This is a genomic window from Spirosoma luteum DSM 19990 (assembly GCF_000374065.1).
Classification (GTDB): Bacteria; Bacteroidota; Bacteroidia; order Cytophagales; family Spirosomataceae; genus Spirosoma; species Spirosoma luteum.
In genome coordinates this window covers 88,028-108,539 of the sequence record NZ_KB893251.1, presented here as the reverse complement: position 1 = coordinate 108,539, position 20,512 = coordinate 88,028, and the positions used below count along the sequence as shown (strand labels likewise).

The 20,512-nt window shown below is 51.7% G+C and carries 16 protein-coding genes; 4 read left to right on the top strand and 12 right to left on the bottom strand.

Going from position 1 to position 20,512, the window contains the following annotated elements:
- Window positions 1–45: 45 nt before the first annotated feature.
- From B156_RS0110055 to B156_RS0110020, 8 genes are all read right to left on the bottom strand, one after another.
- Window positions 46–699: an acetyltransferase gene (locus B156_RS0110055; protein ID WP_018619563.1), complete on the bottom strand. Its 654-nt coding sequence runs from the start codon at window positions 697–699 to the stop codon at window positions 46–48.
- Between the two features lie 93 nt (window positions 700–792).
- A complete protein-coding gene (locus tag B156_RS0110050) occupies window positions 793–1,497 on the bottom strand; it encodes a WbqC family protein (RefSeq protein ID WP_018619562.1) in 705 nt (234 codons plus the stop codon).
- A gap of 4 nt (window positions 1,498–1,501) precedes the next feature.
- Window positions 1,502–3,568, bottom strand: coding sequence for an ArnT family glycosyltransferase (locus B156_RS0110045; protein WP_018619561.1), 2,067 nt, complete (start codon window positions 3,566–3,568; stop codon window positions 1,502–1,504).
- A 92-nt stretch (window positions 3,569–3,660) separates the two neighbouring features.
- The gene (locus B156_RS0110040; protein WP_018619560.1) at window positions 3,661–4,764 is read right to left on the bottom strand and encodes a DegT/DnrJ/EryC1/StrS family aminotransferase; all 1,104 of its coding nucleotides are present in this window, start codon (window positions 4,762–4,764) and stop codon (window positions 3,661–3,663) included.
- 84 nt (window positions 4,765–4,848) lie between these two features.
- On the bottom strand, window positions 4,849–6,105 hold the full coding sequence (locus B156_RS0110035; RefSeq protein WP_018619559.1) for an ABC transporter ATP-binding protein: 1,257 nt from the start codon (window positions 6,103–6,105) through the stop codon (window positions 4,849–4,851).
- Between the two features lie 69 nt (window positions 6,106–6,174).
- The gene (locus B156_RS0110030; RefSeq protein WP_018619558.1) at window positions 6,175–7,014 is read right to left on the bottom strand and encodes an ABC transporter permease; all 840 of its coding nucleotides are present in this window, start codon (window positions 7,012–7,014) and stop codon (window positions 6,175–6,177) included.
- A gap of 50 nt (window positions 7,015–7,064) precedes the next feature.
- A complete protein-coding gene (locus B156_RS0110025) occupies window positions 7,065–8,186 on the bottom strand; it encodes a GumC domain-containing protein (protein WP_018619557.1) in 1,122 nt (373 codons plus the stop codon).
- Window positions 8,187–8,202: 16 nt separating this feature from the next.
- Window positions 8,203–10,773, bottom strand: coding sequence for an SLBB domain-containing protein (locus B156_RS0110020; RefSeq protein ID WP_018619556.1), 2,571 nt, complete (start codon window positions 10,771–10,773; stop codon window positions 8,203–8,205).
- Window positions 10,774–11,020: 247 nt separating this feature from the next.
- Here B156_RS0110020 and B156_RS0110015 point away from each other — a divergent pair, with 247 nt between their 5' ends.
- The 3 genes from B156_RS0110015 to B156_RS0110005 all read left to right on the top strand — a co-directional run bounded on the left by B156_RS0110015 (window position 11,021) and on the right by B156_RS0110005 (window position 14,886).
- Window positions 11,021–12,919, top strand: a complete 1,899-nt coding sequence (locus B156_RS0110015; RefSeq protein ID WP_018619555.1) for a DNA topoisomerase IV subunit B — start codon at window positions 11,021–11,023, stop codon at window positions 12,917–12,919.
- 100 nt (window positions 12,920–13,019) lie between these two features.
- The gene (gene pheA / locus B156_RS0110010; protein WP_018619554.1) at window positions 13,020–14,093 is read left to right on the top strand and encodes a prephenate dehydratase; all 1,074 of its coding nucleotides are present in this window, start codon (window positions 13,020–13,022) and stop codon (window positions 14,091–14,093) included.
- A gap of 100 nt (window positions 14,094–14,193) precedes the next feature.
- Window positions 14,194–14,886 (top strand): molybdopterin-dependent oxidoreductase, encoded by a 693-nt coding sequence (locus B156_RS0110005; RefSeq protein WP_018619553.1) that lies wholly within the window; start codon window positions 14,194–14,196, stop codon window positions 14,884–14,886.
- A gap of 86 nt (window positions 14,887–14,972) precedes the next feature.
- Here the strand turns inward: B156_RS0110005 and B156_RS0110000 are convergent, their stop codons facing one another.
- The 4 genes from B156_RS0110000 to B156_RS0109985 all read right to left on the bottom strand — a co-directional run bounded on the left by B156_RS0110000 (window position 14,973) and on the right by B156_RS0109985 (window position 19,213).
- Window positions 14,973–15,545, bottom strand: a complete 573-nt coding sequence (locus tag B156_RS0110000) for a D-sedoheptulose-7-phosphate isomerase (protein WP_018619552.1) — start codon at window positions 15,543–15,545, stop codon at window positions 14,973–14,975.
- 67 nt (window positions 15,546–15,612) lie between these two features.
- Window positions 15,613–16,554 carry an ROK family protein gene (locus tag B156_RS0109995; RefSeq protein WP_018619551.1) on the bottom strand — a complete coding sequence of 314 codons (942 nt, stop codon included), beginning with the start codon at window positions 16,552–16,554 and terminating at the stop codon, window positions 15,613–15,615.
- An 8-nt stretch (window positions 16,555–16,562) separates the two neighbouring features.
- Window positions 16,563–18,194, bottom strand: coding sequence for a hypothetical protein (locus tag B156_RS0109990; RefSeq protein WP_018619550.1), 1,632 nt, complete (start codon window positions 18,192–18,194; stop codon window positions 16,563–16,565).
- 143 nt (window positions 18,195–18,337) lie between these two features.
- Window positions 18,338–19,213: a carbon-nitrogen hydrolase gene (locus tag B156_RS0109985; RefSeq protein WP_018619549.1), complete on the bottom strand. Its 876-nt coding sequence runs from the start codon at window positions 19,211–19,213 to the stop codon at window positions 18,338–18,340.
- Window positions 19,214–19,392: 179 nt separating this feature from the next.
- On the opposite strand from B156_RS0109985, the gene B156_RS0109980 reads away from it, so the two are divergent.
- Complete coding sequence (locus B156_RS0109980; protein WP_018619548.1) at window positions 19,393–20,490, top strand: Gfo/Idh/MocA family protein; 1,098 nt, start codon at window positions 19,393–19,395, stop codon at window positions 20,488–20,490.
- The last annotated feature ends 22 nt before the right edge of the window (window positions 20,491–20,512 follow it).

The window sequence follows — 20,512 nt, the reverse complement described above, 5'->3', positions numbered from 1 at the left end:
TGATGGAAAGTCCGTTGCCCAACGGTAATTTCGTTCGAAAACGGATCAGTACGCTTCGTAACTTGGTTTGGGCAGTTTCTTCGCCGGGTTACCCAGGTAAAGACCCCATTCGTCGGTATCCTTATAGATGGCCGAAGCCATACCGACGAGCGTTCCCGTTGCAATATGCAGAAAATCGCGGATGGTGCTGTTTACCCCAAAAAAGCAATAAGGTTCGATAACGCAATGACCCGACATAACCACGTGGGAGGTAAAGAAAACGTGGTCTTTAATCTGACCGTGGTGCCCGATGTGGTTACCGCTCCAGAGCACCACGTTGTTGCCAATGGTGGTGAAGGGCTGAATGGTATTGTCTTCCAGAATGAAGCAGTTTTCGCCAATCTGATTACCAAACAGAGTTGCTTTGGAACTGATGTACGAAATGAATTCGTACCCTTTAGCTTTGGCTTCTAAGTAAATCCGCTCCCGGTTTCGGTTCATGTTGCGGCCCGTCATGGGCGCAAAAAACTTGTATTCGTTGGGCGAGAACAGTGTTTCTACGTCCTCGAATGCTACGAGTGGTAACCCCTGAAACGTATCGCCCGTCATAAACTCACGGCTGACGGTAAACGCGGCTACATCGTGCTCAGAATCGTTCGTGAGGTAAAAATGGGCCAGTTCGGCCGTGTCCATTACCCCGAAAATAATAATTTTTGCCATTTTTTTTAGGAGTGGGGAGCGGGGAGCCATCCAGCGGTAACAAATCAGTTAGTTCACTTTTTGCATACACTAGATGATTCCTCACTCCTGATACTATACTAATTCATACGCCCCCAGCATGGTTTTAACCGTTGGTACATCGTTCATCATCAATACATCAATGATGGATAACCAGGGGACAAATTCAGTCCGGTTATTGATCTGCGGGTACTCGACTTTCAATGCTTTGATAAAACTCAGTTCCATACCGGCCTGCGCGAACGTCGGTTTGTCGTACAGGTCGGTGCCGCCGATGGGATTGATGTAGTGCGATGCTTTTTCCTGCCGGCAAATATCCAGAATCCGTTCCTGCGCCTTCAGGTCCGCGTTGTTATAGACGGTTGAAGACTGCACAAGCCGCGTTGATAAACCCAGGTATTGATTCAATTCGACAAGGCTAAAATAGACCAGATCGGCAATTGAATCGGTGGTAAAGTTGATTATTTTTTCGGTCAACGGCATAACCGCCTGATAGAAGGGTGCTTTCCGGTATCCCTGCTCGACGGTTTTCAACAGCTTGCTGCGCCATTTTGGGTCGCTGGCTATCATTACCTCATTGATGCGCTTGTTCTGACTGGCATCTTTCAGGGGCACCGTAAACAGGTGTTCCTGACCATTAATAAGCAGCCGGTTACGATTAACCCAGCCCCGGTTTATGAATGCCACATCATCGTACAGCACAAAGGTGTCAACTGCACTCATAAGCTGCATGTAGCCAATATAGGGCAGAAAATAAGGCTGCATAATGGCAAGTGTCATAGGCCTATTTCAGTTTTCGTAGGTAATAATCTTCACCGGGCACAATGACCGAAGCCCTCATCGTCGTATCAGTGCCCAGGCGAATATCGCCGGGTTGAGGTTGCATAACGCTCTTATCGAAAAAGAGATAATCCGCGTTTTTTGGAATCGGTTTCAGCCCCTGCTCGAATGGGTTGATGGCAATCAGGCGACGGGACAAATCCGGTCCGTAGAGCGGGTATTCGTAGTCGTCATTAATAGTAGCCAGGGCAATGGTAGCGTTGGCGGGCACCAGCTCATCGAACCGCTTGTAAGGGATATACACATCGGGGCGCCCGACGGTCATTTGCTTTATCCGGTCGGAGTGGAAAGCCGACGGAAACGATTTTCCATCGGGAGCCGTCCAGGCAAAGGGTAAAGCGCGGATGTTCAGGAAGACGCACAAAATGGCCGACAAACAGCCCAGCACCGTAACGAAGCCTACGTACCCTTTCCAGCCAGTTCGCTTCGGCACGTTGACCGCCGTACGGGGATTAAGAAACAGGAGGGCCAGAAAGGTAACGCCGAACAGGCCCGTTTCAATAAAGTAGCGGCCTTTGAATGGGTCGTAAGGAGCCGAGTAGGCGAGGGCCGCAAAGTGAAGCAGTAGCGCAATGCCCAGGTACACGTGCGGGGTGGAACGCACGTAGCCAATCAGGACCAGAAAGAGCAACGGAAAAATGAGGCCAAAGCCAACGATACCCCAGTACGGGTTGGCGTTATAAAACACAAAACGCCGGTCGAACGCGAAGGTCTGAATAGAAAAACTGGTTTCTTCATCCAGGCGCATATGGAGTTTATCTTCCAGCACCACCATCGGCAGGCGCATCGCGTGATTCAGTTCGGCACCGATGGGCAGATTCCGAATACCATCCAGGTTGACGTGGTCATAGCCGTAGCGAACCAGGTTCCGGCTACCCTGCTCCAGTAAATTTCGGAACGTACCAGCCCGCTCAACCGACTGGTGTTTGAGGGCCGTTGGGGGACCAATGGGGTGACCAAATACCTCGATGTTTTTGAGGTAACCCGTTGGCAGTGTCCATACACAAACGCCAATGACAATAGCTGCCGCCAACCGCCAGGTCCGGTTGATGGTAATGGTCAGGGAAGGCGATAAAAAGACGGTGTACAGCATTAGCACAAACACCGATGGCAGCAGGAGCAGGAACGTAATCTTGTGCCCCAGCGCAATACCGAACGCCATCCCGGCCAGGTACAGATAGCGGTTGCCGGTCAGGGTTCGGTAGCTGAACAACATATATAAGAGCACACTCAGATAAGCCGTCAGTACAATATCCGTTTCGGTCGTGATGGCCTGCATCAGAAAATCGGGCAGCAATGCGTACGCCAGCGCACAGAAGAAACCAGCCGAAAGCCGGCTTTGTAGCGGGTACGAATGACCAATCCGCTGCACGATACCAAACACGGCCACAATGGCGGTCCAGTAACTCAGGTGATGGATAAACTTAAATCCATTTTCAAAATGGCCGGTCATCAAAAAGGTGTAAATCTGGAGGGTACACACGCTTTTTGGATACGTGTCCATATTCCAGTTGGTACCCCCAAAGTGGCGCATGGTGCCCCGTTGAATGTATTGCATGACCCGGTTCAGGTGCCCGGTCATACTGTCCCATTCGTTCGGTACCGTAAAGAAAACCAGCAGCAGATTAGTAATGGCAATCAGGGCCAGGGTCAGGAAAAGGGCTGAGAACAGGAAGCGGGCGTAACCCGATAAATCACGGAACCAGAGCCGCCCCGTTTGCCAGCGTTCATGAATGAGGGGCAGCACCGAAAAGCGTTCGGAATTACCGCTCAACCGGCTCAGCCCCGTGCCGAGCACCGTAGCCGTAATGAAAACGGAACCGGCCCAAACCGGGGCGTTGGCTGTGAGGTAAAGAACGGATAGAATAAAACCCGTCAGAATAACACTCCCGGCACCCAGCAAAAAGGTGGTCAGCCACCATTCGGTTAGCGACCGGCGGCAAATGCGCGTCGACAGTTGGCCGAGGTACACGACAAATAAACCAAGAGAGAGAAGGTAAAGCAGGGTCATAATGGACAAAGGGCCGTACGGATAGCTGCGAGTGAAAAGCAACCGCTGGCAACTCAATGACTAATTTTTTGATTGCAACGGGTTATTACAGGCTATATAACTTCGCCAACGGCCACCAGGGCTTCGTTCACCACCGTCGCAATTCGGTCGGCATCGGCTTCGGCTAGGTCAGGATAAAGGGGCAGGCATAACACCCGCAGCGCCACATCTTCCGAAACAGGGCAAAGCTGCTCAACTCCTCCCCGGAGGGCAAACGGCAGGGTATTGAGTGAGGGGTAAAAATACCGCCGGGGCATAATGGCCTTCGCCTTCAGCATGTCCATAACCCGCAGCACGGTTTCTTCCGAATCGAGTACAATGGGATAGTAGGCATAGTTGTAGTCCATGCCAGGAGCCAGGGTAGGGCGGGTTATCCGGGTAAAATCGAGCCGGGTATCGTAATAGCGGAACCGCTCCTTCCGGGCGGCAATCAGCTCTGGTACTTTGGGCAGTACGCACAGCCCCATGGCTGCGTGAAACTCCGAGTTTTTGGCGTTGATGCCTACCCCGTAGTAGTTGTCGTTCTGATGACCGAACGAACGGAAATGATGCAGCTGCTCCGCTATGGCATCATCATTCGTGACGATGCAGCCGCCCTCTACCGTATGAAATACTTTTGTGGCGTGAAAACTACAGGTGCTTATATCCCCATAGCTCAGAATGGAATTCCCTTTATAGCTGGCTCCGAACGTGTGCGCTGCGTCGTAAATGACCTTCAGGTTGTGTTTTTGGGCAATAGTGTCAATCTGCTCAATCTGGCAGGCATTCCCGTACACGTGCGTGGCCATAATGGCCTCGGTGTTTTCGGTAATAAGACTCTCGATTTTATCGGAGTCGATATTGAAATCGTCCGGGCGGATATCCGCGAAGATGGGTGTGCACCCTTCCCATAGTAGTGCGTTTGTCGTGGCTACGTACGAGAACGGGGTGGTAATAACCTCTTTTTTTATGTTAAGCGCCTTCAGGGCCATCTGAAGGACAATCGTACCATTGGTGCAGAACTTAAGGTGTTTTACGCCCAGATAGTCTTTTAGTTGACTTTCGAGGTCGCGCAACAGGGGGCCGTCGTTTGTCAGGTGTACGCGCTCCCAGATTCCTTTTAAGTGAGTAACGTACTCATCGAGGTCTGGTAAATATGATTTAGTGACGTTAATCATCAATCCCAAAGCAATTAGTAGTAAATAACTATCCGTTGTTGACCATCCATCGCCCGTAAATAGGGAGGGTAATCCAACAACTACTTACTGTTCGCTGGCTACCGGTTCCAGCATTTTGATGTGAAACGGAAACTGCGGACGGACGTAACCCGGCCATTTGCCATACCAGGCAATGCCTTCCCGGTAATCTTCTACATCAAAGGTAATGGCTTCTTCCATAACATAAAGTGGAGTTACTGTGTCCTTCACGACCATCATGGAAATGGTGTAGGAGCCATCATTCAGAAAATAGCCCGGAATGGTACATTCGGCCGCTATCAACCCTTTCCCGTACGGCTGCGACTGCGTACCGACGTTAAAGATACACTCGCCCGTGAGCGAGTTGAGGTGCATACTCAGGTTCAGGTTGGCATTGTCCATCTGGTTCCAGAACTCGAACTGAAGCGTCATGGGCGTCCGAACATCAATGTGTGTCAGGTTGTCCGGATACTCGGGAACCAGTTCAATCCGCCTAATACGTACCAGGTCATTGCCGGGTGCTTCTTCGGGGGTATCCCACTGCCGAAGAAGGCGGGTTTTGGACACTTTACTGATGTAGGAAGCAATAACCTGATTGGTTTCCCCCTGCTCAATTAAGCGGCCTTTTTCGAAATACAGCGTCTTGTTGCAGAGTGCCTGCACCGCCGTCAGGTTATGACTAACGAAAATGATGGTTCGGCCACTCGCCGAATTATCGCGCATTTTGCCGAGACTCTTCTTCTGGAATTCGGCATCACCCACAGCCAGCACTTCATCCACAATCATGATTTCGGGGTCCAGGTGGGCCGAAATGGCAAAACCAAGCCGAACGTACATACCCGATGAATACCGCTTAACGGGGGTATCCAGAAATTTTTCGACTCCGGCAAAGGCCACAATCGCATCGAATTGTTTTCTGATCTCCGTACGCGACATGCCCAGCAGGGAACCATTGAGGTAGATGTTTTCCCGGCCCGTCAGTTCGGGGTGAAAGCCGGTTCCTACTTCCAGCAAGCTGGCTACCCGGCCCCGGATGCGTACCGTGCCGGTGGTGGGCTGGATAATTTTGCTCAGTATCTTGAGCATCGTTGACTTACCCGCACCATTATGCCCTACAATACCCACTCGGTCGCCCTGTTCGATGGAGAAGTTAACATCCTTCAACGCCCAGAACTCCTCGTGTGTAATGCTGGTCTTTGTCTTTTTACCGACCAGGCTCTTCAGGTTTTCGGTGATAACATCGCGCAGCGTAGTACCCCCTTTCCCCTTTTGGTGGTCAATGATGTATTGTTTACTTATATTTTCAACCGAGATAACAGACATAATTCAAGTAGTGAGTGGTCAGTCAGTTGGTCAATCAGTGAATGATTCGACTGATCAACTTGCTAACTGTTAAATATCATCCACAAAAGTATTCTCCCGCTTCCGAAAAAAGTAGAGCGATAAGGCTAAACATACGAGTACAATACTAACCGAGATTAGTAAGCTCTTTGGATTGAAATACGCCCGTTCGCCGAGTAAAGCCCAGCGGAAGCCATCAATAATACCCACCATTGGGTTAAGCCAGTAAAACGGCGCCCACCATTCGTCGGCTTTATCAGCTACCAGTCGGCTACTGTAGGCAATAGGGCAAACATAAAAACCCACCTGCACTACAAAGGGAATGAGCTGGCCAATATCGCGAAACCGCACGTTGACAGCTGCAAAAAATAAGCCAAATGCAAAAGAGGCCAGCAGGGCCAGCACAATGAAGGCGGGCAGGAGAAGCAAATGCCAGTCGGGTATAAATTGGTACCAGATAGCCAGCAGGATAAATAAACCCAGCGAAACCAGGAAGTCGACAAAACTAACGGCCACGGCACTTATCGGCATAATCAGCCGGGGGAAGTACACCTTGGTTACCAGGTTGGAATTCAGCGTGACGCTGTTGCTGATTTGGGTAAAAGCCGTTGAGAAAAATGTCCATACCGTTATACCACCCAGCACCATCAGGGGGTAGGGAACACCGGGGTCCGGGGGTAGTTTGGCAATTTTGCTGAATACAAACACCATAATCAGCATGGTTGTCAGTGGCCGGATAAGCCCCCAGGCAGTGCCCAGAGCCGTTTGCTTGTAGCGAACCGACACATCGCGCATCGACAGAATGTACATCAACTCCCGGTTACGCCACAGGTCCGCCCAATAGTGCCGTTCTGATCGGCCCGGCTGAATAATTACTTCGTGCGTTTGCAAAACAAGAATACGTTAAAGCGCGTATGAATGATAAGGATAAACGGCCGGGGTTAGTTTCCCCGCATGATTGATCGGTAGGATTCGCGCAGGAAAATAAAAATAATACCCAGAACAAGACCAAGCGCCAGGCCAATCTGCAGGCCGCCGGGTTTAATGACCTCCATGTACAGCGGTAATGAAACCGGCTCGATGATGGTAAACAAAGGGGTTTCCCGAATCAGCGACAACCGCATATTTTCGGCACTTTGCACGGCCTGGTAATAGATGGAGGTCAGGAATGTGGAGTTGCGCGTCAGCCGGTTCTCCTGAATCTTGGCCTGCGCCACTACTACCTGCTGGTTTTGGTCCATGTAGCGGGCCAGTTTATTCTCGGTACCACTCAGGAGACCGGCAATCGAATCGGCTCTGGACTCAAGCACCGTCAGCATTTCGCTGGTTTTTTTGGTTTGCTTGCTCTGGTAATCTTCCTCGATTGTTTTCAGGTGTGTCGTCAGAAACGTAGCGGTCAGTTGCTCATCTTCCATAAAACAGCCCAGTTCCATAAAGGATGATTTACGCTCTGGCTGAGTGACCGAGATTTCACTTTGAATTCGGCCGTAGATAGCTGCCATGGCCGACCGCTCCAACTTGTTGTATTCAATAGGTTTCTTGGCCCGTTTGAAGTAGAAGGCACGCAGGGTGTCATTGTCTTCCCATTCCTTATCCCGAATACCGCTGTGGCGGATATAGTAGTTTACCAGCAGCGTATCTTTCCCGTTGATGGTATCGGTTTTCATCAGGGTCTTTTCCACAACGGGCCTGGATTTGGCGTAAATCAGAAAGTTGTCGCCCGAAAAGATACTGGCATCCGGTGCCCCTGACCCCAGACCGAACGCGCCTGCCAACTGACCCAGGTCTCCGCCGAAGCCTCCCCCCGACGAACCTCCGCCCAGGTTGAACATAATGGTTCCGGTGTAGGTGGTTCTGGTTTTATTGAGTGTATCGTAAATAAAACCGCCCACCGCACCCAAGGCAATCAGGATAAGCAATAGTTTCCAGTTTCGCCGGGCTACGTTTTTTAATTGAAAAACACGTAGAATCAGCGACTTGGGCGATATCTGATCGGGTGGCAGCGTATGAGCGGCTACCAGGGGACCAGAGTTGTTTGTATCCGTTACGTTAGTAGAATCCATAAGGGTAAATCCCCGATTAATTGATACGGGATATCACTAAAAGGGTAGTAATAAGTGTTAGTAAAGAACCCGCGATACCAACCGTAGAGGATAGTATTTGCTGGGCACTCAGCGGAGTCCGGGCTTCACGTGGCACTACTATTTCGGCACCGGGTGCTACGCGGGGGTATATGTTGAAGAACATGAACTTGCGGGTCCGATCAACGGAGCCGTTTGCATATACGATGAACGACTTCCGTTTCTGCGATTTCGAGGTGTAGCCGCCCGTTTGGGATATATAATCCTGAAAACTCTGGTTAGCCCGGTATTTAACCGTGTTGGGTAATTGAACCTCGCCCTGAATACGAACCGTTTCCAGTAACTTAGGTATCCGCAGCACATCACCCGCCTGCACCAGTATATCTTCCGATGACCCCGGATTGGCCAGTATTTTTTTCAGATCGATATTCAGTGGTTCGGTTGTACTCGTGGTAACGGTCTCAGTTTCCACCACGCTCTTGGCTACATTGCTGGCTATCTCATCAATAGCCCGTTGTTTTCGATTTATTTCATCCTCACTCAACTGCACCGGGCGTACCAGCGTTGCCCCTTCTATATAGGCGTACGGTGACAAGCCACCGGACTGCTTAATCAGATCAGAAATTTTCTGGTCTTTACTGACGATAGCGTACTCACCCGGTACAATTACTTCGCCAACTATTGTGGCATAGGTTTGAACCGCGTAATTGGGAGACCGGCGCACAACAATCTGGTCAAATGGCTCTAGGGTAAACGTCTTGTTCGCATCGTTGCCAATGGTAAGGTCCCGGTTAACATCGAAGCGGAAAACAGTGGCCAGTTGGGACGTTGTTGAACGGGGGTCAACATCTTTTCGCCGACGGATAACTTCCACCTGCGAGGCTGCTGCCGACTCTTTCAGTCCCCCCGTCCGAACCAGGGCATCGTCCAGTGTCATGTTCGCCATGAAAGGCATGTCGGTGTCGATTCTGTTTACCTCGCCCGTTACCGAAATGGTAGCCTGCTGGGCCAGATCGAAACGGGAGGGAATGATAACCTGATCTTCCCGCTGCAAAGGGATATCGGGCTGTGCTCCGGTCATGATATCGGCCAGGTTAATCGACAGACTTTCTACCGCCAGGTCTTCCCGCGTTCTGATAATGTTAATCCGACCCGTGAAGGCATCCCCTTTGAGCCCTTCGGCCGAAGCGATGAGTTGTTTGAGCGTCCCGTTGTTATCGAGCGAATACTGCCCCGGCCGAAAAACAGCCCCTTCTATAGTGATCTTGTTTTCAAAACGATTCAATAGCCGTTCTACTTCAACCCGGTCACCATCCTGCATCTCAAATGTCTTGAACTCGGGAACCGTTACATCAATCACTTTCTGTTCGCGGTCGGTGAGCCGCGTAACTTTGATTCTGCTCTTGTACGCATTGGCCGTAAAGTCGCCCGCGTAGAAGATGAGCCGATCCAGGGTTTCTTTGGGCAGCATTTCGAAGATTTTATCCCGCTTAACGGCCCCGCTGACTTCAACCCGTTCGATGTAGGTAGTAAACCGGATATTGTCGTTGTCCTGTAGCCGGAAGTCATTTTGCTGAACACCGGTCAGCACATAGTCATACAGGTCCAGGGTTGTAATAACCTTATTGTTGCGGATAAGCTGAACCTTACGGAACGAACCAATTTCACTGGGGCCGCCCGACTGATAGATGGCGTTCATAACCGTCGACAGGGATGACATGGTGTAGGTGCCCGGTCTGAGGGCATCCCCCGTTACGGTAACCCGAATACTCCGAACGCTACCCAGCGATACTTCCAGAAACGTGTTCTGAGCGCCGTAGGACGAATTGCGAAGCCCCACGAATTTGTTGGCCATCCGGCTCGTCAGGCGGGCTTTGGTTGCCTCTACTGTGAGCCCTATGACCGAAATTGGCCCGATACCGGTTTGCCCGGCAATATAAACGAACCCTTCCGGCGACACCTTCTGGGAATAATCACCTTCCGAGTAACCGTACATTCGAATATTTAGCTCGTCGCCGGGGCCAACAATGTAGTTCCGGGGAGTAGCCATGCTGATATTGGGCTGGAAGGTTTTTTCCATGGCCTGATCGAAGATGGAATAGCCAAATAACTTCTGTCGTCTTTCAGCTGCTTCCCGATCTTGTGCATCTCTGAACGACTGCTTAGCTCTGGCCTGATCCGCGCCACCGGCCGTCGTATCGAGTTGCCGTTCAAAATCAGCTTCCGTACGGGCAGGGTCGGTGGTTGCACCATCGGTCGTAGTGGCCCCCGGCGTTTGCCCCCGCTGGTTGGCATTCCCCTGGGTTGCCTGTCTGATCTGTTGCTGAACGCTGGGGGGAAGATTATTGACATTTACGCCGGCCGGTACGGGAGCACCCCGACCCGGACTGGCTGGTGATGTAGTGGGAGCACTGGGTGTGGCAGCGGGCGCTGTAATCTGGGCCTGAGCCGAAAAGCCCAGCCACAGGGAACTCACTGCCAGAGAGGCACAAAAGAGACGGAGGGAAAAGATTGTATTAAAATAAAAAAAAAGAAGTGGCAAGCGGTGTTTAATTCCTGAATTTTGCATATTTTTAAGAAGTCGAACAACTCTCATGCGATTACGAAAAAGACCTATATCTAACGAACAGACGTAGTACATAGTACATAGGGTGTGTTCAGTTGACAAAGTAAGTGAACTTTTTCTGGATTTTAAACAGTTTCCTACGCTACGGTATTTTTATGAGCCCTCTGTAACGGTATAACTTTTCCAATGTTCAAGTCAGGTAGTTACGTTCGATTACTGCTTATCCTAAAAATTTAGTTACTCAATTCCTATGGCAGAATTGCTGAATCAGTCGGTTCAATACAATGAAGATAGTATCCGCTCACTGGATTGGCGTGAGCACATTCGCCTGAGACCAGGCATGTATATTGGTAAACTCGGCGACGGATCGGCGGCTGACGATGGTATCTACGTCCTTATAAAAGAAACGATTGACAATTGTATTGACGAGCACGTAATGGGCTTCGGCAAAACGATTGAGGTGCGGGTGACAGACCATCGGGTTGAAGTACGCGATTATGGCCGGGGTATTCCCCTGGGGAAGGTGGTTGAAGTTGTTTCCAAGATTAATACAGGTGGTAAGTATGATTCGGGTGCGTTCCAGAAATCGGTTGGGCTGAATGGCGTTGGAACAAAAGCTGTCAATGCGCTGGCTACTTATTTCCGGGTACAGTCCTTCCGCGATGGGCGCACGGTATGGGCCGAATTTGAGCGGGGTATTCTCAAACACAAAGGCGAAGAGGTTACGACCGAGCGCAATGGGACGCTCATCTGCTTCGAACCGGATGATACGGTGTTCAAAAATTTCCATTTCATTCCGCAGTTTCTGGAAAACATGATCTGGAACTACTGCTACCTGAATGCTGGGCTTACCCTCTCGTTTAATAAGCAGAAGTATATCTCGCAGAATGGTTTGCTCGATCTGCTCCGCGACAAGACCAAAAAAGACGAAGATTCGCTCCGGTATCCCATTATCCATTTGAAGGGCAACGACCTGGAAATTGCCCTGACCCACGGTAATCAGTATGGCGAAGAATACTATTCATTCGTAAACGGACAATACACCACGCAGGGCGGTACCCACTTGGCGGCTCTTCGCGAAGCCATCGTCAAAACCGTGCGCGAACACTTCGGTAAGGATTATGACCCGTCCGACATTCGGGGCTCTATCATTGCAGCCATCAGCATCCGGGTACAGGAACCGGTCTTTGAATCACAAACCAAAACAAAGCTGGGGTCTATTAACATGGCTCCCGACTCCGAGAGTCAATCCGTCCGGTCGTTTGTGCTTGATTTTGTAAAAGCGCAGCTGGACGATTTCCTCCACATCAACCCCGCCATCCGCGACGCCCTCAAAAAGCGAATCGAACAGTCGGAGCGGGAGCGAAAAGAACTCGCTGGTATCAAAAAACTGGCCAACGACCGGGCCAAAAAGGCAAGCCTGCACAACAAGAAACTGCGGGACTGCCGCAACCACTTGCCCGACCTGAAAGCCGAAGACCGGTTAGAAACAACCCTGTTCATAACCGAGGGCGATTCGGCCAGTGGTTCCATTACCAAATCGCGCAATGTGCAGCTACAGGCAGTGTTCAGCTTGCGGGGCAAACCGCTCAACTGCTTCGGCCTGACCAAAAAAGTGGTGTACGAAAACGAAGAGTTTAATCTGCTCCAGCACGCCCTCGATATCGAAGATGGCCTGGAAGGACTTCGTTATAACCGCATCGTGATTGCCACGGATGCCGATGTAGACGGGATGCACATCCGGTTGCTGATGCTGACCTTCTTTCTCCAGTTTTTTCCCGATCTGGTCCGCAACGGGCACCTGTACATTCTGGAAACACCCCTGTTCCGGGTTCGTAATCCCAAAAACCACAAGGAAACGACCTACTGCTACTCGGAAGAGGAAAAGCAGGGTGCTATGGAGAAACTGACCAAAGGAGGGAAGAAGATAGAGATTACCCGATTTAAAGGTCTTGGTGAGATTTCGCCGGATGAGTTTGGTCTGTTCATTGGCGAAAACATGCGGCTGGAACCGGTCATCATGCAGAAGGAAACGTCTGTTTTTAAATTACTGAGCTACTACATGGGCAAGAACACGCCCGACCGGCAGCGGTTCATTATAGACAATCTGCGCGTGGAGAAGGATATGGATGAGGTAGAGCTGGTGTGAAATAGTTTGACGTTTGACGTTCGTAGTTCGTGTTTATTTGGCAAATTCGCAGCGTTAAACCGCTCTGGCGGCCCGAACTACAAACGTCAAACCAGTCTTGATGACCCTCGAATCACTCCGTAACGATATTGATGCCCTCGATGACCAACTCCTCACGCTGCTCAATCAGCGGATGGAACTGGTTAAGAAAGTGGGTGAGTTCAAACGTACGACCAACACCGTTATTTACCGACCCGAACGCGAAAAACAAATTCTGGACCGGCTCAATAGTCAGAATATCGGCTTGCTGAACCGGTCGGCCATCGAGGCTATCTTTCTGGAAATTTTTGCCGTATCACGTAATCTGGAATTACCGGAACGGGTCGCTTTTTTGGGGCCGGAAGGCAGCTTTACCCATCAGGCTGCCGAAAGTAGGTTTGGCGCCATGAGTGCCTACGTGGCATTGCCCACCATCCGTTCGGTGTTTGAGAGCGTAGAAACGGGGCGGGTTCGTTTTGGGGTAATTCCCATCGAGAACAACCAGGAGGGCGTGGTGAGCGAAGCCATCGACCTACTGCTCGAAAAAGACCTGCGTATAGCCGCCGAAGCCCACCTTTCCGTCCATTTTACCTTTGCTACCAAAGCCGAGAACCTGGCCGATATCACCCATATTTATTCCAAAGATATTGCCTTCCGTCAGTGCAGTCGCTTTCTGAGTGACTCGTTCGATGGGCTACAGGCGGAGATGGTGCCGGTCGAATCTACTTCCAAAGCGGCTAAACTGGCCGCACAGGACCCGAACACGGCGGCCCTTTGCTCGCACATTGCCGCGAAACTGTTTGATGTACCCATATTCTTCGACAATATCGAAAATACCAACCTGAACCGAACCCGTTTTCTTATTCTGGCCAAAGACTTTGAAAATCAACCCAGCGGCCACGACAAGACCACGCTCATTGCCCGGTTGCCCAATACCGATTCGCCGGGGGTACTGGCCGAGTTTCTCCAGGAGTTCAATGCGCGCGGAATAAACCTGACTAAAATCGAAAGTCGCCCGTTGCGCGATGGGGCCACGTTCCGGTACTGGTTTCTGCTCGAATGCGAAGGACACGCTAGCGACCCTGAGCTACAGGATATATTAAACCATCATTCGGCAGAAGTGAAACTGCTGGGGAGTTACGTGCGGGTGTCGTAGCCATTGGCTGTTACCCGATGAAAAACGGGATTTGAACCGACTGATAAAACTACAAAATACAAACCACTGTTATCAGGTTGACAACAAGCGAATCACTTTGATGGAAGCCAACGAAAAGCAGGATAAAATCATTGAAGCCCGGATGAAACTCAAACGCCGGTTTGAGGAGAAAATGGGTAGTACGCCCTCTATGACCGACCAGAAGCCACGGGGCTCCGGTCCGGCCAATCGCCATGGGATGCCAACGGTGCCGGTTGGACAAACCGTAACCACCAAATGGCCCGTGCTGGACCTGGGCTACAAGCCAACTATTCCGCTCGACAAATGGCAACTGAACATTGATGGGGAGGTGAATAACCCCATCCGCTTGAAATGGGACGACCTGATGGCACTGCCGCAGGTGGAGGATACCAGCGATTTTCACTGCGTTACTACCTGGTCGCGGCTAAACGTTCCCTGGGTGGGCGTTCAGTTTATGGAGCTGGCAGCTTTAGTTGACCCAAAAGGCTCAGCCACGCATATAATGTGCTACGGCTACGACGGGTATTCGACCAACGTTTCGCTGGAGGAAGCCTTAAAGCCGGATGTACTATTGGTTCACACTGCCGATGGACAGCCTTTATCACTCGAACATGGTGGCCCGTTACGAATGATAACCCCGCAGCTGTATGCCTGGAAAGGGTCGAAATGGATAAAGCGGATTGAATTCCTGACTAAAAATCAACTTGGTTTCTGGGAGGAGCGAGGTTATTCCGATACGGCATACCCCTGGCGGAATGATCGGTATAGTTGAAAATAGTGGTAAGTAGTAAGTGGTAAGTGGCTGACGCGAAAGCAAAACTTGCGTCAGCCACTTACCACTTACTACTTACCACTATTTCAGGAGTCAATAAACCCATAACAGAGCATGTGGCAGATGGTCATCTGGGCATCTTCGACCCGGCCGTAGTGGGTGTCCTGAATCAGGATGGATTCGTGAGCCAGTTCGGCTAGTCGTCCCCCCTTACCGCCCACCAGGGCAATGGTTGTCAGGCCATGCTGATTGGCCCACTCCACGGCTTTCACCACATTGGGCGAGTTTCCGCTAACACTCAGCGTAAGCACCAGATCACCAGGGCGGGCGTAGTTCTGCAACTGGCGCATGTACACATCCTCGTAAGCGAAATCGTTCCCCAGGGCGGTTATCCAGGAAACACTTTCATTCAGAGACATACACCGGAACCGTCGGCCAGAGCCGTCAGTTTCCATCCGATCCGAGGCACTTTTGCCCAGGTCTGTAATAAAATGAGACACGTTGGAAGCGCTGCCTCCGTTGCCAAAAGCAAACAGTTGCCGGTCCTCATCCCGGCATTTTTTTATCAGGTTAATCAACTGTTCTACCCGATCAATCGGGATGGCATCGTACGTCGCTTTCTGACGGTCGAGGTAATTTTTGAAGTAGGACTGATTCATGAGTTAAGGATGAATTATGAATGATGTCCCTCACGGGTACATTCACTGGCTTCGACAGTTTGGTTTGTTATTTTACATTCATCAACAATTCCAGCGCGCCTACCGGAACCGCATCTTCCCCGAGTTTTGACAAAAGGATGACGGGAAGGTTGCCAAATGACGGCATGACATACCGAAGAAGTGCCTGTCGGACGGCTGCCCGCAAGGGTTCGCCAATGAGCGAAAGCCCTCCGCCCAGCACAATCACATCGGGATGAAAAAGGTGCACCACGTGCGACAGACCCAGTGCTATAACGGAGCCAACCTGTTCAATCAGCATACGGGCTACCGGATCACTGGCTTCGTAGGCCTGATGTAAAAACCGGGCTTCGCCACCAGCCAACCCCTGCCCGTGGGCCTGTTGAACCGCTAGCCTTAGTGCAGAATCAGGAGGGAGCTGCGGAAGCAGCTCCCGAATCTGCTTGTCCACAGCCCATCCCGATACCGTTTGTTCAATGGTTTGCCCCGGAGAATCAGCGCTAGGCGGCACCAGCCACAAATGCCCGACTTCAGCTTCGCCAGGGACGGCTCCGTGGTAAATATGCTGGTTGACAACTAATCCTCCCCCAACGCCACTGCCCAGCGTCATATAAAACACGGTTCCGAACCCTTTGGCAACACCCTGTCTTGCCTCGCCAAGGGCGGCAACGTTAGCATCGTTCTCTACCCGGATGAGGGCACCCGGAGCCAGGTCGTGGAGCCAGTCGGTCAGGTCGAAATCAGACCAGCCACCCACCTGATGGGAAGCCGCAATACGCCCTGATTGCCAGTCGACCGGTCCCCCGAAGCCAACGCCAATGGCCTGTGGTAGCTCGGGAAGCTGCCGGACAGTAGTCTCAATCTGGGCTAAAATTCCTGCCGCCCCCTGGGTAGGATCAACGGTGTACCGGAACCGCTGGGTTAGCTGCCCAGTCATATTGTCCGTTACCAGTTGCAGTTTTGTACCGCCAGTTTCAATGCCGAGGTTCATAGGTTTTATTATTGCCGGGGCATGGTAGCCCGACCCAGATAAATTTCATCGCCACGCAGGCTCAGGGTAGTATAAAAATTATAGCCATTTTGTACGTACCGCACCATCACCTGGTTTGCCTGGTTCGACCGACCGTAGGGCTTGGTGGCTGCTATCAGAATCTGATCCCCATTCACAATGGCCCGTACAAAGGGGACGTTTTTTGTTTTCAACTGATTGGCATTGTAGGTATACCAGGTTTTACCACCATCGTACGAACAGTCCGTGGCTTCATTGAGGTACGTTTCCCGACCGTTGAACAGATCGCCGTGGTGTTTGAACAGCCGCCACAGCCCATGCACGTAATGTTCGTAGCAGGCGTAGTTTCGGTCATTACCCAGTCCTTTCTGGCCGGGGTCGGCGGGGGAGGGCTGGTCGGGCGTCAGCGCGTTGTGATCATCCCAGAATAATACGCCGTAGGCTCCCGTAAACCAGTAAAAAATACCTATTCCTTCGGCTACGGCGGGTGGGGCGGGGTGCTCCGCTTTACCACTATTGGGAAACTCGCTCTGCGTGTTGAACAACCACTGCCAGGCAATTCGCTTTTTAGGCGATAATTTCATGTTGACCTCCTGCTCACCCAGCAACGCGGCCAGCCAGTGCCGGTCATTGTCGCCGTTGTGTGGGGTATTTGTATAATCGAAATCAGGGTAAACGTAGTACGTGCCGGGCATTTGAAAGTCAGCGTAGTCCCCAAACGATTTACCCACGATGTTGTCGGGCATACCCCGCTGCCGACTGGTGGCCGTTTGGCGGGCGGGCATCGTCCAGAGCCAGTCGGGGGCAGCCGCGTAGTCGGAAGCCCGGGAATAGCCAACGCTGTTGTGCAATACCGGCGCAATGGAGCCAACCAGCGTTTGCGGACTGATGTTCTCCTTGATCGTTTTGATCATGAAGGTGTACAAGTTGGCCTGTTCCTGCCGGTTGTTAACACTGGTAAAGTCATTTTCTATGTCCAGGAAAATATAGCCGAAGGTATTTTTCCATTCCGGCGGGCAGTCGCCAAAACTCATGCAGCCTCCCCTCAACTCAGACGAAGCCTGAAACAGCGTCTGCCGGTTCACCCGGGCCGACGCATCTCTGGGGTTGGGTAGCGAACGGTATAGGGTTTCAGAAGCTTTTTCGCTGTTCTGTGCCCAGGCCAGGCCAAAGGCATCCCGGAAGTGGTTCTGGTACACGATCCACGACCGCTGGCTTTGTTTCAATACACTTTGCCAGCCCCTTGCCGGATTGCCATCCTGCCATATTTCCACGTTCGGTACCATGCGGCTCTGATCGACGGCCGAAAAACCCCGCCGGAAAATCTTGTCCCGGTCCTGCTGCACGTGCAGATTTCGACCAGCTCCGCAAAACGTAATCGTTTTGGTAGCCGGCAATGTAAAATCGCTGACAATATCGAGACTATAGTAGCCTTTGCGAGTCGTGGGCGTGAATCGGGAACGGGGCGTGGGGCTGAGCGTTGTTTGCGGAGGCACTGGTTTTTGCAGCGTTACCGCAGCCGGTTCAGGCAGTGCTGAATAGGTGGTGGCCGGTGCTGGAAACATAAACCAGTAACCAGCCCCGGCAATGCCCAGCACCAGTGTTAAAGCAAGTAGTTTCATAACGAGTGAGCGGGTCAAGGGGGGAGGTGTCGTTTGACGTTTGATGTTTGTTGTTGCATGAAGTAGTTCTAAGTCATACGCGTTGGTGATAAGAACGCTTCACACAACATCAAACCCCAAACGACAAACGTCAAACTAGAAAATTACTCCTGATCGATGTACCGTTTGGTAATGGGCTGGTAGGAGTCGATGCGCCGGTCGCGGAAGTAAGGCCAGGTAGTGCGGTACTTCTCGGACAGGGCCAGGTCGACCGTTTGCACGTGAATCAGTTCTTTCTCGTGCGGAGCCAGATACAGCAGCGACCCGAATGGGTTAGAAACGAACGAGCCGCCCCAGAATTGCTGATCGGCCTCGCGGCCCACGCGGTTTACTGCCACCACATGAACACCATTGGCAATGGCGTGGCTCCGCTGCATGGTTTGCCAGGCGTTGTACTGCTCCGTATTCTGGGCGGGGTCCGGTTCATTAGTATCCCAACCAATAGCCGTTGGGTAAAACAGGATTTCGGCGCCCATGAGCGCGGTGATCCGGGCTGCTTCTGGATACCACTGGTCCCAGCAGATGAGCACCCCAATCCGGGCAAACTTCGTATCGAATACCTTGTAGCCCAGGTCGCCCGGGGTGAAGTAAAATTTCTCGTAATAGCCCGGATCATCGGGGATGTGCATCTTCCGGTACTTGCCCAGGTAGGTTCCGTCGGCATCCAGTACCGCCGTGGTGTTGTGGTAGAGGCCATGCGCCCGTTTCTCGAACAGGGAGGCCACAATAACAACGCCTAGCTCCCCCGCCAATTCGCCTAGGCGGTTGGTGGTGGGGCCGGGAATTGCCTCGGCCAAACTAAAATTATGATGATCTTCCACATCGCAGAAATAGAGCGAGGTGAACAGTTCCTGCAAGCAAACAATCTGAGCACCTTTCTGCGCGGCTTCGCGAATCCCGTCGATGGCTTTCTGGATATTGGCTTCCACATCCGCCTGGCAACTCATCTGTACTAAACCAATATTGACTTTTTTAGACATAGGGCAAAAATAGAGGGTTCTGCGTGAACAGACTGTATTATCAACAAAAAGGCGGCCGGGTGGGTTCGGCAGGTATTTTTGATTTTATCCGTTTAAGTACGTAGTTTAAGGTCGGTAGGGCGACGTTTGACCTTAAACTATGGTCAAACCGATGTCCGTTAACGCTTAAACTAACTATAATGACGTCCCGTAGAACATTTCTGCAAACAACCGCCCTTACCAGTGCAGCGGCAACCCTATCATCCAGTATACTTTGGTCGGCTACCCGCCCAGCCAAGGATAAACTGGGGGTAGCCCTCGTTGGCCTGGGCTATTACAGCACCGACCTGCTGGCCCCGGCCCTGCAAAAAACGAAGAACTGCTACCTCGCCAGCATTGTGACGGGTACGCCCGCTAAGGCGGAGAAATGGAAGAAGCAATACAACATCCCCGACAAGAATATCTATAACTACCAGAATTTCGATCAGATTGCCAACAATCCGGATATCGACGTGATATACGTGGTGCTGCCCCCATCCATGCATGAGGAATACGTAGTGCGGGCGGCCAAAGCGGGGAAGCACGTCTGGTGCGAAAAACCAATGGCCGTAACGGCAAAGGAATGCCAGAACATGATTGATGCCTGTGCCAAAAATAAGGTGTCGCTGTCCATTGGGTACCGGCTCCAGCACGAACCTAACACGCAGGAGTACGTGAAGGGGCTGCGCGACGGGAAGATTGGTAAGGTGCTGATGGTAAACTGCGCAGCCGCTTACTATGACGCCCGCACCGACCACTGGAAACAGAAGAAAGAGATGGGCGGGGGCGTCATGTACGACATGGGTGTTTACGCCATACAGGGCGCACGGCTGGCTACGGGCGAAGAACCCATTGCGGTAACTGCCCAGCAGTATACCACCCGGCCCGACGTGTATAAAAACGGGCTGGACGAAACCTCCATGGCCCAGTTTATTTTTCCGAGCGGAGCGCGGGCCTCCATCCAGAGCAGCTACGGTATGAATATGAACTACCTGCACGTAACTGGGTCCAAAGGCACCCTCATGATGGAACCTTATTCGGCTTATAACGGCGTGAAAGGTGCCTGGAGCAACGGCGGTACTATCAATCACCCCTACGACGTGCCTACCGAGCAGGTGATGCAGATGGACGACGATGCCGCGGCCATTATGAACAAAAAGCCGATGCTGGTGCCCGGTGAGGAGGGACTGCGCGACATTAAAATTGTGGAAGCCATTTACGCAGCCGCCAAATCGGGCCGGGAAGTGAAGATTAGTTGATTTCCTGCTTCATTATACTGAA